The sequence below is a fragment of the Bradyrhizobium sp. NBAIM14 genome (assembly GCF_020193895.1).
In the GTDB taxonomy this organism is placed as follows: Bacteria; Pseudomonadota; Alphaproteobacteria; order Rhizobiales; family Xanthobacteraceae; genus Bradyrhizobium; species Bradyrhizobium yuanmingense.
Map to the genome: position 1 here is coordinate 436,733 of NZ_JADYVQ010000005.1, position 16,745 is coordinate 453,477.

Annotated in this window: 11 protein-coding genes; 7 read left to right on the forward strand and 4 right to left on the reverse strand. The window is 66.1% G+C overall.

What is annotated here, in order from left to right:
* Window positions 1-195: 195 nt before the first annotated feature.
* Together I6F28_RS16510 and I6F28_RS16515 are read left to right on the forward strand one after the other, a co-directional pair.
* Window positions 196-1,383, forward strand: coding sequence for a pyridoxal phosphate-dependent aminotransferase (locus I6F28_RS16510; protein ID WP_225140341.1), 1,188 nt, complete (start codon window positions 196-198; stop codon window positions 1,381-1,383).
* Window positions 1,384-1,475: 92 nt separating this feature from the next.
* Window positions 1,476-2,033, forward strand: coding sequence for a biotin transporter BioY (locus I6F28_RS16515; RefSeq protein ID WP_225140365.1), 558 nt, complete (start codon window positions 1,476-1,478; stop codon window positions 2,031-2,033).
* Window positions 2,034-2,043: 10 nt separating this feature from the next.
* Here the strand turns inward: I6F28_RS16515 and I6F28_RS16520 are convergent, their stop codons facing one another.
* Together I6F28_RS16520 and I6F28_RS16525 are read right to left on the reverse strand one after the other, a co-directional pair.
* On the reverse strand, window positions 2,044-3,276 hold the full coding sequence (locus tag I6F28_RS16520; RefSeq protein WP_225140342.1) for an NAD(P)/FAD-dependent oxidoreductase: 1,233 nt from the start codon (window positions 3,274-3,276) through the stop codon (window positions 2,044-2,046).
* 66 nt (window positions 3,277-3,342) lie between these two features.
* On the reverse strand, window positions 3,343-6,450 hold the full coding sequence (locus I6F28_RS16525) for an Rne/Rng family ribonuclease (RefSeq protein WP_036000036.1): 3,108 nt from the start codon (window positions 6,448-6,450) through the stop codon (window positions 3,343-3,345).
* Window positions 6,451-7,154: 704 nt separating this feature from the next.
* Between I6F28_RS16525 and I6F28_RS16530 the strand changes: the two genes are divergently transcribed.
* From I6F28_RS16530 to I6F28_RS16550, 5 genes are all read left to right on the forward strand, one after another.
* Window positions 7,155-8,450 (forward strand): N-acetylmuramoyl-L-alanine amidase, encoded by a 1,296-nt coding sequence (locus I6F28_RS16530; RefSeq protein WP_036022894.1) that lies wholly within the window; start codon window positions 7,155-7,157, stop codon window positions 8,448-8,450.
* A gap of 227 nt (window positions 8,451-8,677) precedes the next feature.
* Window positions 8,678-11,179 carry a penicillin-binding protein 1A gene (locus tag I6F28_RS16535; protein ID WP_036022896.1) on the forward strand — a complete coding sequence of 834 codons (2,502 nt, stop codon included), beginning with the start codon at window positions 8,678-8,680 and terminating at the stop codon, window positions 11,177-11,179.
* A gap of 107 nt (window positions 11,180-11,286) precedes the next feature.
* Window positions 11,287-12,418 (forward strand): peptide chain release factor 2 gene (gene prfB, locus I6F28_RS16540; RefSeq protein ID WP_100213427.1). Its coding sequence is split into 2 segments (ribosomal slippage): window positions 11,287-11,355 and window positions 11,357-12,418, totalling 1,131 coding nucleotides; the frame shifts between segments, so codons are not numbered across the junction.
* A gap of 2 nt (window positions 12,419-12,420) precedes the next feature.
* The gene (locus I6F28_RS16545; protein ID WP_036022899.1) at window positions 12,421-13,302 is read left to right on the forward strand and encodes an NAD(P)-dependent oxidoreductase; all 882 of its coding nucleotides are present in this window, start codon (window positions 12,421-12,423) and stop codon (window positions 13,300-13,302) included.
* 134 nt (window positions 13,303-13,436) lie between these two features.
* Window positions 13,437-14,414 carry a DMT family transporter gene (locus I6F28_RS16550; RefSeq protein WP_081492891.1) on the forward strand — a complete coding sequence of 326 codons (978 nt, stop codon included), beginning with the start codon at window positions 13,437-13,439 and terminating at the stop codon, window positions 14,412-14,414.
* Here the strand turns inward: I6F28_RS16550 and I6F28_RS16555 are convergent.
* Both I6F28_RS16555 and I6F28_RS16560 read right to left on the reverse strand, forming a co-directional pair.
* Entirely contained in the window at window positions 14,401-15,756 is a 1,356-nt protein-coding gene (locus I6F28_RS16555) for a M23 family metallopeptidase (protein ID WP_193375177.1), read from the reverse strand. The genes I6F28_RS16550 and I6F28_RS16555 overlap by 14 nt on opposite strands.
* Window positions 15,757-15,867: 111 nt before the next feature.
* Window positions 15,868-16,569, reverse strand: a complete 702-nt coding sequence (locus tag I6F28_RS16560) for a peroxiredoxin (RefSeq protein ID WP_074447901.1) — start codon at window positions 16,567-16,569, stop codon at window positions 15,868-15,870.
* Window positions 16,570-16,745 lie beyond the last annotated feature (176 nt).

A 16,745-nucleotide genomic window follows, 5' to 3' on the forward strand; every position in this document is an offset into this window, starting at 1 on the left:
TGGTCAAAAGGGGCTCGGTCAAGTGGTCTTGGTCAAGCAGTTCAGTGATTGGTTTTGGCGATTGGCGGCGGACCGGATACGCGATATGCCCTTGTGAGCGGTGCCCTTATGAGCCGTACAATGCGGCCAGTCTGGGGCACAAGCGCCCCGTTTACGGACCGGACGGACCGGTTCGCCAGCCAATAGCAGAAATCGATGCACGACGCGACATTGAGGAACCGGTTGGGGCAGTGGCTCGAGCCCTCCCGCCGCAGCGATGTTCCCCCGTTCATGGTGATGGACGTCATGGCCGCGGCGGCCCGAATCGAGGCCGCCGGCGGTCATGTGATCCACATGGAGGTCGGCCAGCCCGCGGCCGGCGCGCCCAGGACCGCGATCGCGGCCGCCCATGCGGCGCTCGAGGCCGGACGAATCGACTATACGTCCGCGCTCGGCATCCCTTCCTTGCGCGCGCGCATCGCGCGCCATTATCGCGACACCTATGGCTGCGATGTCAGCCCCGAGCGGATCGTGGTGACGACGGGCTCATCGGGCGGCTTCATCTTGGCGTTCCTGTCGATGTTCGAACCTGGCGATCGCGTCGCCGTGACGGTGCCGGGCTATCCGCCGTATCGACACATCCTGACCGCGCTCGGCTGCGAGCCGGTGCTGATCGAGACCACGAACGAAACGCGTCACGCGCTCACCGGCGAGGCCCTGCTCGCAGCGCATCGCAAGGCGCCGCTGAAGGGTGTTCTGGTCGGCAGCCCCGCCAATCCGACGGGCACGATGATGTCCCGTGAAGCGCTCGCCGGCCTGATCGCGGCCGCGGAAGACGCCGGCATCCGCTTCATCTCCGATGAGATCTATCACGGGCTCGATTACGCGTTTCCGGCCGTGACTGCGGCCGCGCTGTCCGAGCACGCGCTCGTGATCAATTCGTTCTCGAAGTATTTTTGTATGACCGGTTGGCGCGTCGGCTGGATGGTGGTGCCCGAGATCCTTGTGCGGCCGATCGAGCGGCTGCAGCAGAACCTCTCGATCTCGGTGCCGGCGCTGTCGCAGATCGCGGCGGAGGCCGCCTTCGACGGCGCGGCCGAGATGGAGGAGATCAAGCACGGCTACCAGGAAAACCGGCGCGTCCTGATCGATGGTTTGCCCAAGGCGGGACTGACGAAATTCCTGCCGGCCGACGGCGCCTTCTATCTCTATGCAGACGTCTCGGACTTCACCGCCGACAGTTTCGAATTCGCAAAGCAGATGCTGGAGCAGGCGCGCGTGGCGGCAACGCCCGGCCTTGATTTCGATCCCATCCATGGCCGCTCGTTCATTCGTTTCTCCTATGCGCGCTCGCCAGGGGAGATGCGTGAGGCAGTTGACCGGATTGCTGAGTGGCTTAAATAACTGCGCCAGTTTTCTTCAGCCTTCCGGAGTTCAGCTTGTCAGACCGTTCCGTCCCGTCCGCCGCTGCGCCACATTCCTCTCTCGCCGCTTTGATGTGGCCGACCCGGCCAGGCGAATCCGTCGGCGCGCTGCGTGCCGTCGTGCTGGTCGCGCTCGGCACGGCGTTGATGGCGCTGTCGGCCAAGGTGAATCTGCCGCTGCCTTACGTGCCCATGACGTTGCAGACGTTGGTGGTGCTGATGATCGGCGCCGCCTATGGCTGGCGCCTCGGCAGCGCGACCATGATCGCTTACCTCGCCGAGGGCGCGATCGGGCTGCCGGTGTTCGCGGGCCCCGTGGGCGGGATCGCGCCGCTGGTCGGCCCGACCGCGGGCTATCTGTTCGGTTTCGTGCTGGCTGCGTTCGCGACCGGTTGGCTCGCCGAGCGCGGCTGGGATCGCAGCGTCGTGCTGCTGTTTGCGGCGATGGCTGTTGGCCACATCGTCATTCTCGCGGCCGGATTCGGCTGGCTGGCATTCGGCCTTGGTCTCGGCGCCACCAAGGCCTGGCAGGTCGGCATCGTGCCGTTCATCGCGGCCTCGCTGGTCAAGAATGCGCTCGGCGCGACCCTGATGCCGGGGGCGCGCCGGATTGTCGAGCGTCGCGGATAGGACGCGCTCGCTAAAATCGCTCGGGCCGGTACGGCGTGGGATCGACCGCGGGCGTTTCGCCGCTCATCATTTCCGCGAGCAGGCGCCCGGTCGCAGGTCCCAGCGTAAAACCCTGGTGGCCGTGGCCGAAATTCATCCACAGGCCGGGGTGGCGCGGGGCTGGGCCGAGCACCGGGAGCATATCGGGCGTGCAGGGCCTCGTGCCGAACCACGGATCCGGCTCGACCCGTTTGCCGAGGTCGATCAGCTCGCGCGCCGAGGCTTCGGCGCTGGCGAGCTGCACCGGGGTTGCGAGCGCGTCCGCGCCCGTCAATTCCGCGCCGGTGGTGATGCGGATGCCCTTGGCCATCGGCCCCATGGCGTAGCCACGGGCCTTGTCGACCAGCGGCAGGTCGAGCGAAGCGCCGCCGCTGTAATGCATGTGGTAGCCGCGCTTGCGCACCAGCGGGATGCGATAGCCGAATTTGTACAATAAATCAGGCGACCACGGCCCGAGCGTCACGACGGCGTGGGCAGCGTCGATGCGGCCCTGGTCGGTGTCCACCGACCAGCCGGTCGCGGTCTGTCGCAGCGACTGCGCATCACCGAGCACGATCCTGCCGCCGAGGCGCGCGAACAAGTCGGCATAGGCCGTGACCAGCGCGCCGGGGTCGGACACGGTCCAGGTGTCGAGCCAGTGGATCGCTCCCGGGAGATCGTCGCGCAGGATCGGCTCGGCCCTGGCAAGCTCGCTGCCCGACAGCACGCGGTAGTTCACGCCAAATTCGCGCTGATCTTCCTCGGCAGCCTTGACCGAGAGATCCAACGAAGCGGCATCGCGAAACAGCGCTCGGTAGCCGGCGCGGCGGATGAGATTGTCGGCATGCGCCTCGCGGATCAGGATGTCGTGCTCGGCCGTTGCGTAGGCGATCAGCCGTGCCCAGGCCTCGATCGCCTCGCGATGCCGCCTCGGCGCCGAATGCCACCAATAGCGGAGCAGGGGCTCGATGTGGAGATGCAGCGAGGAGAGGCTGTAGCGCACGTCGTTGGTGCGGCCGGTCGCGATCTTCAAAAGCGAAGCGAGGTCGCGCGGCATCGGATAGGGGCGTACCGCTTCGGCCTGGATCATCCCCGCGTTGCCGTAGCTGGTCTCGCGGCCCGGCTCCCTGCGATCGATCAGCGTCACCCACCAGCCGCGCCGCTGCAGATGCAGCGCGGCGCCGACGCCCACCATGCCGCCGCCGAGAATGATCGCGCTTTGCATCGCAACTGACCTCATCAAATCAAAACCGCCCGGTTGGGCCGGGCGGTTTCAATTCCATTTGTCCCTTTACTCGCCGCCGCCGAAACGGCGTGACCACCAGCCGGCACGACGTGGGGCGGCCGGGGTTTCGCTTGCCGCCTCCGGCGCGGGCTCAGGTGCCGGCGCGGGTGCAGCAACCGGCTCGGTCGCCTCCGCCGCCGGCGTTGCGGGCTCCGCCTGGCTGTTCGCCAGGAAGCTCACCTTTTCGCGCACGGTGGAGCGGCGCCGCGCGGCCCTGTCGCCGGCTGACTCTTCGTCCGGCGTTGCGGTCGTCGCGGCGGGAGCGGGCTCCGGCTGGGCCGGCGCCTCGGTTCGGATCTCGGCGTGCGGCTCAGGCTCCGCAACTTGCGGCTCGCCGGTCGGCTCGGCCTGCGCGATCGAAGGCGAAGCCTGGCTGCCGAGGCCGTCGAAATCGGCCACTGCATCGGCAGCTTCCGGCGGCGGGTTGGTGCCGAGCTCGTCGCTGATGGAGCCGGCAAGACCTTCCTCGCCGCCACCGCGACGGCGGCGACCGCCGCGGCGGCCACGCCGACGCCGGCGATCACCGCTGCCCTGCTGTTCGCCACGGGCGGCCTGTTCCTCGCCCTCCTCACCGTCCTGCTCGGACTCGGTCTCCTCCTCGCTTTCGCCGGCGATCATCGCGGGCTCAGGCACGGTCGGCGCCGTATCCTCGCGCAACTCTCCTTCGCGCTGGCCGCCGCGGCCGCGCCGGCGGCGCCGGCGCTTGCGGCGCTGGCCGTCCTGCTCCGAGGCTGCCTCGCCGCCAGCCTGCTCGTCGGCAAGGCCTTCGGTCTCGTCGGTTTCGACCTCGGATTCCGTCTCCAGGTCGAAGACGTCCTCGTCGTCATAGGCCTCTTCGGCCGGTGGCGGCGGGCTCGCAGCGGCTTGCGCAACGAGCAGCGCCTTGGCGGCTTCGAGCGTATGCACCTGCTCGCCGCGGTCGATCACATAGGCCTGCGGACCGCTGACGCCGGGATCGGCGATCACCGACAGCGTGACCTTGAAGCCGTTCTCGAGATCGCGCAGATGGCCGCGCTTGTGGTTCAGCACATAGAGCGCGACGTCGGTGCGGGTGCGGACCACGAGATTGTGGGTGGCGCCCTTCATCAGGATCTCTTCGAGGCCGCGCAGGAGCTGCAGCGCCACCGAGGACACCGAGCGGACGTGGCCGGTGCCGCCGCAATGCGGGCACGGATCGGTCGAGGATTCCAGCACGCTGGCGCGGATGCGCTGGCGCGACATCTCGAGCAGGCCGAAATGCGAGATGCGGCCGACCTGGATGCGCGCGCGATCCTGCCTGAGGCAATCGGACAGCTTGCGCTCGACCGCGCGGTTGTTGCGCTTCTCGTCCATGTCGATGAAATCGATGACGATCAGGCCGGCGAGGTCGCGTAGGCGGAGCTGGCGGGCGACCTCTTCAGCCGCTTCCATGTTGGTCTTGAGCGCGGTGTCCTCGATATGGTGCTCGCGCGTCGATCGTCCCGAGTTGACGTCGATCGAGACCAGCGCCTCGGTCTGGTTGATGACGATGTAGCCGCCGGAGCGCAGCTGCACGGTCGGCGAGAACATCGCATCGAGCTGGCTCTCGACGCCCATGCGCGAGAACAGCGGCTGGCCGTCGCGATATTGCTTCACCGCGCCAACATTGGCGGGCATCAGCATCTTCATGAAGTCGCGGGCCTCGCGGTGGCCGGCTTCGCCGGCGACCAGGATCTCGTCGATCTCCTTGTTGTAGAGGTCGCGCAGCGAGCGCTTGATCAGCGAGCCTTCCTCGTAGACGAGGGTCGGGGCCTGCGATTTCAGCGTGAGGTCGCGCACCGTCTCCCACATCCGGATCAGATATTCGAAGTCGCGCTTGATCTCGGGCTTGGTCCGGGCGGCGCCCGCGGTACGCAGGATGATGCCCATGCCCTCGGGCACGTCGAGGTCCTGCACCACTTCCTTCAGGCGCGAGCGGTCCTGCGCGCTGGTGATCTTGCGGCTAATGCCGCCGCCGCGTGCGGTGTTCGGCATCAGGACGGCGTAGCGGCCGGCGAGCGAGAGGTAGGTCGTCAGCGCCGCGCCCTTGTTGCCGCGCTCTTCCTTGACGACCTGAACCAGCATCACCTGGCGGCGCTTGATGACTTCCTGGATCTTGTACTGGCGGCGCGGGCGGAAGGTGCGCTCCGGCACTTCCTCGAGCACGTCGTCGCCGCCGACGGATTCGACGACTTCCTCTTCGGCATCCTCGCCGTCCTCGTCCTCGTCGTCCTCCTCGGCTGCTTCCCCGGCGTCCGCATGCGGGGCTTCCGTGCTTTCGCCGGCGGTGTAGATGGCCTCGGCCGGCTCGGCGGCCGATGTCACGGCTTCGGCCAGAGGCTCCGCCTGCGCTTCCGCGGCATGAGCTTCTGGAGCGGGAACGTCGAAGGTTGACGCCGGCTGCGGCTCGGCAGCGGTTTCGACCGCGGGCTCGGCGCCGACCGCCGCGACAGGCGCGGGCGTCTCGTCGGCGTGATCATGATCGTGATGATCGCGTTCGTCCTCGCGGCCGTGGGCATCATCGTGAGCGTGATCGTGCTCGTCATCGCGGGCATGACGATGTTCGTCATGATCATGGTCACCATGATCGGGATCGTGGCCTTCGTGCTCGCCATGATGCTCCGTATCGGCGTGCGGATGCTCGCCCTCGGCATGCTCGGGCAGCGCGGCGCCTTCGACCGGCTGAGCGGCGGGATCGGCGCCGGCTTCGAGACCTTCGACGATGTCGCTGCGCACGCGCTCGCCATGACCGCGGCGGCGGGCGTTGCGGTGCCGCGAGCGGCGACGGCCGTGCGAGCGGTTCTCGCTTTCTTCCTCGGCCTCGCGATGGGCCTGTTCCTCGGCCTCGATCAGCGCCTGCCGGTCGGCGACCGGGATCTGGTAATAGTCGGGATGGATTTCGCTGAAGGCGAGAAAGCCGTGGCGATTGCCGCCATATTCGACGAAAGCAGCCTGGAGCGAGGGTTCGACCCTTGTGACCTTGGCGAGGTAGATATTCCCGCGCAGCTGCTTGCGTTGCGCGGTCTCGAAATCAAACTCTTCGACACGATTGCCGCGGACCACGACGACCCGGGTCTCCTCCGGGTGGGTGGCATCGATCAACATCTTGTTGGGCATGTCTTAACTCTTGGCGGCGGCGGACGCGATAAGCCGTGGGCGCGTATCGCGCCGGCGGGTGACGCGACGGTCCACCTGATTCGGGGGTGAGGGGAAGGCCGAAACGCCGTCTCTCGCGCCTTGCCGAACCGGAAGCTTCAGGACCATTGCGACGCACGGGATTGTCACTCCGCAGCGTCGCGAATGCTCCTTCAGATTTCGTCGGCACAGTCTGGCGCATCAAGCGTCGGCCCGTATGAAACACTGGGCGGCGAGGCCGCCCTTCAATCAGTTGCTGCTGGCCAGGCACGGCGCGAGCGCGCTCGCCTTGGGGATCACGAACCGCCCCCTTGGGATCAAGGGACCGGGTAATGGTTACGCCGCTGTCAGAACCGTCCCGGCAACATGAGTGGTAGCCCGAGACCGTCCGCCGCCGGGGCTTGACCCGCTCCACCTCGCTGCCGCGCACCGCGCTGGTCATAGAGGGAAGTGGAAAACGCTGGAATTCTCAAACCTTGAGAGTTCCGGCGCTGCACCGGGAGGCTGAATGCGACACAACCGGAAATATCGGCCGTCAGCATTCCGTACATACGAGGAATGAGCCATCCGTGCAAGGGAGCGTCGCACGGCGGTCACAGTCGCCGAGTTTCGCGTTTCCGTCATTAAGGATCGATTAACCCTGTGGTTCTATTGCGCTAAGAGAGCTGCTCGGAGGCACGGAATCGGTGGCGAGCCGCACAAATCGACGGATTTTGCTGGGGGGCGTGTTGCTGTGCACTGCGGCATTGCCCTGTGCCGATTCCGCGCGCCTGATCGCCGCCGAGAGCCGGCTGCAACCTGCTGCCGTTGCGGCGAATTTTCCGGTCGCCTCGGCCGCCCGCCTGGCCGGCGACGGCAAGCAGACCCGCTTCATCCTCGACCTCGACCAGACCGTCACCTTCCGCGCCGTCACGCTGGGCGACCCCTACCGCGTGGTGGTGGACGTGCCGCAGGTCAATTTTCAGCTGCCCGCCGGGACCGGAAGCGGGGGGCGGGGGCTGGTCAAGGCCTTCCGCTACGGGCTCGTCATGCCCGGCGGCTCGCGAATCGTGTTCGACCTGACCGGACCGGCGAAGATCGCCAAATCCTACGTGCTGGAGGCGGCCAACGGCCAACCCGCCCGGCTCGTGCTCGAGCTAGAGGAGGTCGAGCGCACCGCCTTCGTGTCGTCACGTGCCCCCGAAAACCGTCCCGAGCTGCGGCCCGCGATCGCTGAAGCGCCGCCTGCCACGGTTCCCAGTGCCGCGGCCCCGGATGGCGCGCAGCAGAAGGCCGATACTCGACCGGTGGTGGTGATCGATCCCGGCCACGGCGGCATCGACAACGGGACGCAGTCGAGCGGCGAGAGCGAGAAAAACCTGGTGCTGGCCTTTGGCCTGGCGCTCCGCGACAAGCTGGAAAAAGCCGGCAAGTACCGCGTGGTCATGACGCGGGACGACGACTCCTTCGTTCCGCTCAATGACCGCACCAAGATCGCCCGCAATCTCAAGGCGGCCTTGTTCGTCTCGATCCACGCCGATGCGCTGCCGCGGGCGGAAGGGGATGCGCAGGGCGCGACCATCTATACGCTCTCCGACAAGGCGTCCGACGCCGAGGCCCAGCGGCTGGCGGATGCGGAGAACCGCGCCGATGCGATCGCCGGCTTCAACCTCGCGGAGGAGCCGACCGACGTCGCCGACATCCTGATCGACCTCACGCAGCGGGAAACCCGCACCTTTTCAAACCGTTTCGCCCGCCATTTGATGAGCGAAATGAAGCAGACGGTGCGGATGCACAAGCATCCCCTGAAATCCGCCGGCTTCCGGGTTCTGAAGGCGCCCGACGTGCCATCGGTGCTGGTCGAGATCGGCTACGTCTCCAACAAGGGCGATCTCGAGCAGCTGGTCTCCGAGGGCTGGCGCTCCCGCGCCGTGGGCTCGATGGCCCAGGCGATCGACGGATTTTTGACCAAGCGGATGGCCACGGCGGGGACGTCGAACTGAGCCGGTTTGTTCCTCCCGGCCCGAAGGCCCTAGTTTGGCCACAGCGGACGCTTTATAGAAACCGGTAGAGGGTTCCGGAATCGGCGAGAACCTGTTCGGCAAGCGTCTTAAGTCCGGCCTCGATGTGATTGCGTAAGCCGGTGAATTCGCGGCGTGAGGTTGGTACCGTTTTGTGTGCCAAAGGGCTGATACTGGGCTGATCCAGAGTTTGAACGGATAAACAGATAATGCGCTTGCTGGTGCGGTTCATGGGCTTCCTGTTCGCCGCGGGAACAGTGGTGTTCCTTGTTGGCGTCGGGGCCGTGGCAGGCCTGATCTGGCATTTCTCCAAGGACTTGCCGGACTACTCTCAGCTTCAGGATTACGAGCCGCCGGTGATGACGCGTGTGCACGCGGTCGACGGTTCGCTGGTCGGCGAATACGCCAAGGAGCGGCGGCTGTATCTGCCGATCCAGGCGGTGCCGAAGCTCGTGATCAACGCCTTCCTCGCGGCCGAGGACAAGAATTTCTACGAGCATGGCGGCATCGACTACACCGGCATGGCTCGCGCAGGCCTGCTCTATCTGCAGAACTACGGCTCCAACCGCCGTCCGCAGGGTGCGTCCACGATTACGCAGCAGGTCGCCAAGAACTTCCTGCTCACCAACGAGGTCTCCTTCTCACGCAAGATCAAGGAAGCCTTGCTGGCGATGCGCATCGAGAAGACCTATTCGAAGGACAAAATCCTCGAACTGTATCTCAACGAGATCTATCTCGGCCTCGGCGCCTACGGCATCGCGGCGGCCTCGCTGGTCTATTTCGACAAGTCGGTGAACGAGCTGACGGTGGCGGAAGCGTCCTATCTGGCGGCGCTGCCGAAGATGCCGGCGACGCTGCATCCGGTCCGCAACCGCGACCGCGCCATCGAGCGCCGCAATTACGTGATCGACCGTCTCGTGGAAAACGGCTGGATCAAGCAGGCCGACGCGGACAAGTCGCGCAAGGAGCCGCTCGCCGTCACCAGCCGTTCCAACGGCGCCCACACCTTTGCCGGCGAATATTTCGCCGAGGAAGTCCGCCGCGACATTTTCGAGCGCTACGGCGAGAAGAAGCTCTACGAGGGTGGCCTGTCGGTTCGCACCACGCTCGATCCGAAGATTCAGGTCATGGCGCGCAAGGCCATGGTCGCCGGCCTCGTGAATTATGACGAGCAGCAGGGTTATCGCGGCGCCATCAGCAAGCTCGACATCTCGGGCGACTGGGGCGTGAAGCTCGCCGAGATCAAGTCGCTGTCCGACATCTCGCCTTGGCGCATGGCGGTAGTGCTGGAGACCAGCGATCAGTCGGCACGGATCGGCTTTCAGCCTGGCCGCGAGCTCGGCGGCGCGGTGAGCAAGCAGCGCGAGACCGGCATCGTGACGGTCGACGGCGTGCGCTGGGCGCGGGCGCTGCAGGGCGGCACGAGAGGCAAGACGCCGACAGCGGTGTCGCAGGTGCTCCAGCCCGGCGACGTCATCTATGCCGATCCCCTCTACAAGGACGGCCACCCCGTCGAGGGCCAGTACCGGCTTCGCCAGATTCCGGAAGTCTCCGGCGCGATGGTGGCGATGGATCCCTGGACCGGCCGCGTGCTCGCGATGGTCGGCGGTTTCTCGTTCGACCAGAGCCAGTTCAATCGCGCCACGCAGGCCTACCGGCAGCCCGGTTCGTCGTTCAAGCCGATCGTCTATTCGGCCGCGCTCGACAACGGCTACACGCCCTCGACCGTCGTGCTCGACGCGCCCATCGAGATCGACCAGGGGCAGGGCGCCGGCGTGTGGCGGCCTGAAAACTTCTCCTCGGGCAAGTTCCAGGGACCGGTGACGCTGCGCAATGCGCTGCGGCAATCGCTCAACACCGTGACGGTGCGCCTCGCGCAGGACATCGGCATGCCCCTGATCGGCGAATATTCCCGCCGCTTCGGCGTCTATGACGAACTGCCGAACTATCTCTCCTACGCGCTCGGCGCCGGCGAGACCACGGCGATGCGCATGGTCACGGCGTACTCGATGCTCGCCAATGGCGGCCGCCGCGTGAAGCCGACGCTGATCGACCGCATCCAGGACCGTTACGGCCGCACCATCTTCAAGCACGACCAGCGCGAATGCCGAGGCTGCGACGCGCCGGGCGGCTGGAAGAACCAGCCCGAGCCGCAGCTGATCGACCGCCGCGAGCAGGTGCTGGATTCCATGACCGCCTATCAGATCACCGAGCTGATGGAGGGTGTGGTGCAGTCCGGTACGGCCACGGTGATCAAGGAGGTCGGCAAGCCCGTCGCCGGCAAGACCGGCACCACCAACGAGGCCAAGGACGCCTGGTTCGTCGGCTTCTCGCCGGACATCGCAGTCGCAGTTTACATGGGCTACGACAAGCCTCGTCCGCTCGGTAAGGGCAATGCCGCGACCGGCGGTCATCTCGCTGCTCCGATCGTGCGTGACTTCCTCAAGCTCGCGCTCGCCGACAAGCCCGCGGTCCCGTTCAAGGTGCCCGCCGGCATCAAGCTCGTTCGCGTCGTCGCCAAGACCGGCATGCGCGCCGGCCCCGGCGAGACCGGCGGAACCATCCTCGAAGCCTTCAAGCCCGGCACGGCGCCGCCGGACAATTATTCGGTCATCGGCGTTGCCGACGCCGACGGGCGCGGCATGCCGGTGCAGCAGCAGCAGCCGGATTCCGGCTTCCTCTTCCGGCCGGGCACTGGCGGGTTGTGGTAGGCCGCGGATAAGGCCGGCGATCATGGTTTGGGCGGTTGCGCTTTGCGGCCGCCGCCGCTACATCCCCTCTCGAACTGCACGCGGGATTCCGCAAGACAGAGAACAACATGCGCGCCGAAATCGAACGGTTGGTAGAAGAGATCAAGCAGTCAGTCGGGCTGCTGAGGAGGCATCTTTGACGTCGAGAAATCGACGGCGCGCCTCGCTGAGCTGAACAAGCTCGCAGAAGATCCCAATCTCTGGAACGACCCTCAGAAAGCCCAGAAGCTGATGCAGGAGCGCACCTCGCTTGAGGATGCGCTCTCAGGCATCGGCAAGGTCGAGCAGGAGCTCGAAGACGACATCGGCATGATCGAGCTCGGCGAGGCCGAGGGCGATGACGGCGTCGTCGCCGAAGCCGAAGCTGCGCTGAAGAACCTCAAGAAGGAAGTGGCGCGGCGCGAGCTCGAGGCACTGCTCTCGGGCGAAGCCGACCGCTTCGATTCCTATCTCGAAGTCCATGCCGGCGCCGGCGGCACCGAGAGCCAGGACTGGGCGCAGATGCTCCTGCGCATGTACACGCGCTGGGCCGAAACCCACGGCTTCAAGGTCGAGTATCTCGAAGAGTCCGAGGGCGAAGAGGCCGGCATCAAGTCGGCGACCATCCAGGTCTCCGGTCACAACGCCTACGGCTGGCTGAAGACTGAAGCCGGCGTGCATCGGCTGGTGCGCATCTCGCCATTCGATTCCAACGCGCGGCGGCACACCTCGTTCTCGAGCGTGCAGGTGTTCCCCGTCATCGACGACAGCATCAAGATCGACATCAAGGAATCCGACGTCCGCGTCGACACGATGCGATCGGGCGGTGCCGGCGGCCAGCACGTCAACAAGACCGAATCCGCGGTGCGCCTGACGCATATCCCGACCGGCGTCGCCGTGGTCTGCCAGGCCGGCCGCTCCCAGCACAAGAACCGGGCGCAGGCCTGGGACATGCTGCGCGCGCGTCTGTACGAGATCGAGCTGAAGAAGCGCGAGGAGAAAGCCGCCGCCGACCAGGCCGCCAAGACCGATATCGGCTGGGGCCACCAGATCCGCTCCTACGTGCTGCAGCCCTATCAGATGGTGAAGGATTTGCGCACGGGCGTGCAGACTTCCGACACATCGGGCGTGCTCAATGGCGAGCTCGACGAGTTCATGGCCGCGACCTTGGCGCAGCGCGCCTTCGGCACCACCGCCGGCGACGTCGAGGACGTGGACTAGCCATGTCCCGAATCGCCTTCATCGGGCTTGGGCGGATGGGCCATGGCATGGCCGGCCGCTATCTCGATGCCGGCTTCACGGTAACGATCTGGAATCGCAGCAAGGCAAAGGCCGAGGACCTGATCGCGCGCGGCGCGATTTGGGCGACCTCGCCGGAGGATGCCGCGATCGATGCCGACGCGGTCGTGACCATGGTCGCCGACGACGAGGCCTCGCGCGCGGTCTGGCTCGGGCCTGACGGCGCCGCCAAGACGGCGAAGGCCGGCACCATCGCGATCGAATGCTCCACCGTCTCCTATGACCATTCCCGTGAGATGGGCCGCGAGCTCAACGCGCGCGGGCTGATCTATATTGACTGCCCGGTGACGGGATTGCCGGACGCGGCGGCGGCCGGGAAGTTGACGCTCTTGGTTGGCGCCGACGCGGCCGATCTCGAGCGCGCGCGGCCCTATCTGACGCCGATCGGCTCGACCATCCGCCATTTCGGCGCGGTCGGCTCCGGCACGGTCTACAAGCTGATCAACAATCTCATGGGCGCGATCCAGATCGCCGGCCTCGCCGAGGGCCTTGCGATTGCCGAGCAGGCCGGGCTCGACATGAACCTGGTGCTGGAATCGATCCAGGCAGGCGTCGCGGCAAGCCCGCAGGTAGCGCGTCACTCCAAGCGCATGTTCGCCCGCGATTTCAGCGGCGCGACCTTCACCGCAGCGCTGCGGCACAAGGATGCCGCCTACGCCGTGAAGCTCGCCGAGAGCCTGCTCGCGGGCAAGCCGCTGGTCGCGCGCGCCGCGGTCGAGGCGTACGCGCAGGCGAAAGCGGTGATGCCGGACGATGATGAAGGCAGGATGATCGAGCTGGTGTCGCGGCCGAAGAAGCCATCCTAGTCAAACCGCGCTAACCGGTGCCCCTCAGTCACTCCATTCGCGCCGAGCATCGGTTTGTAAACCGGGACCTCGTCAGAAATCGGGTGGCGACATTGATCGCACCGTTCTAGGCCATGGGGCTGAGGTAAGACCCCATGCCCGACAATGACCACCGGATCGATGCACGCGACTGGTCGTTGCTCGCTCTGCTCTCGATCCTCTGGGGCGGCTCGTTCTTCTTCAACGGCGCAGCCTTGCGGGAATTGCCGCCGCTCACACTGGTGTTTTTGCGCGTCGCGCTCGGCGCTGCAATGCTGCTGCCGCTACTGCGCGCACATGGCATCGGCTTTCCCAGGAGCTGGACGGGCTGGGCGCCGTTCATTGCGATCGGGCTGCTCAACAACGTCGTCCCGTTTTCGCTGATCGCGATCGGCCAAACTTTCATTCCGAGTGGGCTGGCCTCGATCCTGAACGCGACCACGCCGATGTTCACGGTGGCCGTGATGATTGCAGCGGGCCAGGAGGCCTTGCAGATGCGCCGCCTGGCCGGGGTGGCGTTGGGCTTTGTCGGCGTGATCCTGCTGCGCGGATGGGGCTTCGAGACCAGGCCGGGACAGGGGCTCGGCATTCTGCTCTGCCTCGGCGGGGCACTGAGCTACGGCTTTGCGGCGCTGGCTGCGCGGCCCTTGCTGAAGGACGCAGCGCCGCTGGGGACGGCGACGTTTCAATTGATGTCATCCACGGTGATGATAGCGGTCGTCGCCGGCGTCGTGGAGCAGCCTTGGCAGTTACCGATGCCGAGCCTCACGACCTGGCTCGCCGTGCTCGGGCTCGCCGGGCTTTCGACGGCGCTCGCCTACATCGTCTTCTTCCAGATCGTGCGGCGCTCGGGTGCGAGCAACGTGATGCTGGTGACGCTGCTCATTCCCGTCACCGCCATCCTACTGGGCTGGCTGGTGCTGGATGAGCCGATCTCCGGCCGCGAGATCGCCGGCTCGATCGTCATCGCCAGCGCGCTGCTGGTGATTGATGGGCGTGCATTCAGCTTACTGCGCAAGCTCTCGGCCGCCATCTCTGGCTCTCGGGAAGCTCTGCGCTGCGAAACTGAAAAGCGCGGGCCTAACCCGCGCTGAGCCGCACGCCGGCGCGCAGGAATTTCTGCGGATCGACCGCTTCGCCTTCGATGCGGGTCTCATAGTGCAAATGCGGACCGGTGGAGCGGCCGGTCGAGCCGACGAGGCCGATGACCTGGCCGATCTTCACGGTCTCGCCGACCCTGACGTTGATCTCGGAGAGATGACCGTAGCGGGTCGAAAGCCCGTTGCCGTGGTCGACCTCGACCATGCGGCCGTAGCCGCCGGACCATCCGGCGGAAACCACCTTGCCGTAGGCGGTGACGCGGACGGGATCACCGCTGGCGGCGCGGAAATCAAGGCCGGTGTGCATCGCAGGCCGACCCAGGAAAGGATCGCTGCGCACGCCAAAGCCCGAGGTGAACTCGACCTCGCCAATGACGGGCTTGCGATACGGCACCAACGCCAGCGTGCGGTTGAGACGGTCCATCTCGGCGCGCGTGGTGTGGATGCGGTGGAGCTGCTTCTCGAACGGTCCGGCATTCGCCGTCAGCTTGACCGGGACGAACGGTCCGCCCATCGCACTGCGCGGCACGGCGGCTTCGAGATGGGAAAGGTTCAGGCCGAGGTCGCTGACCACGCTGCGCATCCGGCGCATGCGCGAATCCATGCTTTCCTCGACCGCGTTGAGCGTCGCCATCTGGCGCCGCTCGACCTGATCAAGCGAGGTCGTGAGCCGGACCAGCACGTTGTCGAAACCGCGGTTCTTGGCGAACTGGCTGGTCGGCGTTGCCGCAACGCTCGGCGCGCGCGATTCGAGGCGCGCTTCGCGATCCGGTGGCGCCACGAAGATCACGGTGTCGCTGATGGGCGACGGTTTTGGCGTGGTCGGGCTTGCATCGCTGCGCTGCGGAGCGGCGCGGGGAATCGAGCCGGTCACGTCGGGCATGGCGCCGAGCGCCGTGGCCCGGGACTCGAGCGCCGTCTGGCGCTTCATGATCTGATCGAGCTTCTGGTCGAACTGCTCCTGGTCGAGCAATTGACGGCTCGTGGTGCGATCGATCTTGGCGCGCAGCTCGGCGATGCGGTCCTCATAGGCGTATTGCATCTCGGCCTGGCGGGCGATCAGCCGGGTCAGGACGTCGTCACGGAACGCGAAATAGGTGGCGGTGGCGGCCGACCACAGCCCGAGCAGCACCACGGTGCCGACCACGATCCAGAACACCACGGGTCCGAAGCGGACCTGCTTGCCGGCATGCACGATGGTGTAGGCATCGTCGGTGGCGGGCAGGGGAATCGCGGTCACCGCCGCCGGGGCACCCAGAGGGCGCCGGAAGGCGCGTCCGTGATCGTGAGGATGATGTTGGGGGTACTGCGAGTATTGGGCAGAACTTTTCGACATCGGCACTCCCGCGCCGGTCGGATGGGTTCCTTGCGGCTCAATTGCCGCCGCAATCTGGGCCGCTCATGGTTAATTTTCCGCAAATGGGAACGCGCGAATTTAAAGGATTGGTTAAAGGCTCCTTGCCGCCTCCAGCACTTCGTCGGCATGGCCATCGACCCGGACATTGCGCCAGATCCGCGCCACTTTACCGTCAGTCCCGACCAGCACCGTGGTGCGAAGGATCCCAAGGAAGCTCTTGCCATACATGGACTTTTCGCCCCAGGCCCCATAAGCCTCCAGCATCTCATGCGTCTCGTCCGAGATGAGGGGGACGCCGAGCTTGTGCTTGTCGCGAAACTTCTCCTGGGCCCTTAACGGATCGGCGGAGATGCCGAGCACGGCGGTGCCGGCGGCCGCGAAGGCGCCCGCCAGGCGCGTGAAGTCGATCGCCTCCCGCGTGCAGCCGGGGGTGTCGGCGCGGGGGTAGAAGAACAGGACGAGCTTTCGGCCGGCGTAGTCGGCGAGCGTGACCACGTCGCCGCCATCGCGCGGCAGGCGGAAGGCCGGGGCCTTTTGGCCCTCGGCCAAGCCGGACTTCAAGCCCGACTTGGCGGCAGCCGGAGAAGAGGCGGATTTGGAGGATTTTAACTGTTTCGATGCGGCCTTATGCGATCCTGCTTTTGCTACGGTCGCAGCTGATTTGCGTGCCGGTGTGCGCTGCGTTTTCGCGGATCTTGTTTGAGTCGATGCCCGCGTTTTTGCGGACTTCTTTGCAGCGGTCGGACTGCCGGAGGGCGTTTTGGACGATTTCTTTCGGGATTTCTTGGACATACGCCTTCCTTTCGACGCTTTCGGCAGGTCAACCGAAGCGGTATTGCAGCTCTTGTCCGGCGAGCCGGAATCGTGCCCTCGGCTGGGCAAGTCTGGCGACGCCGGAGTATGGTTACAAGGAATTCCACGCACCACCCCACTGCTCGTTGAACGCGCTCCCGGGGCGAAATGACGAA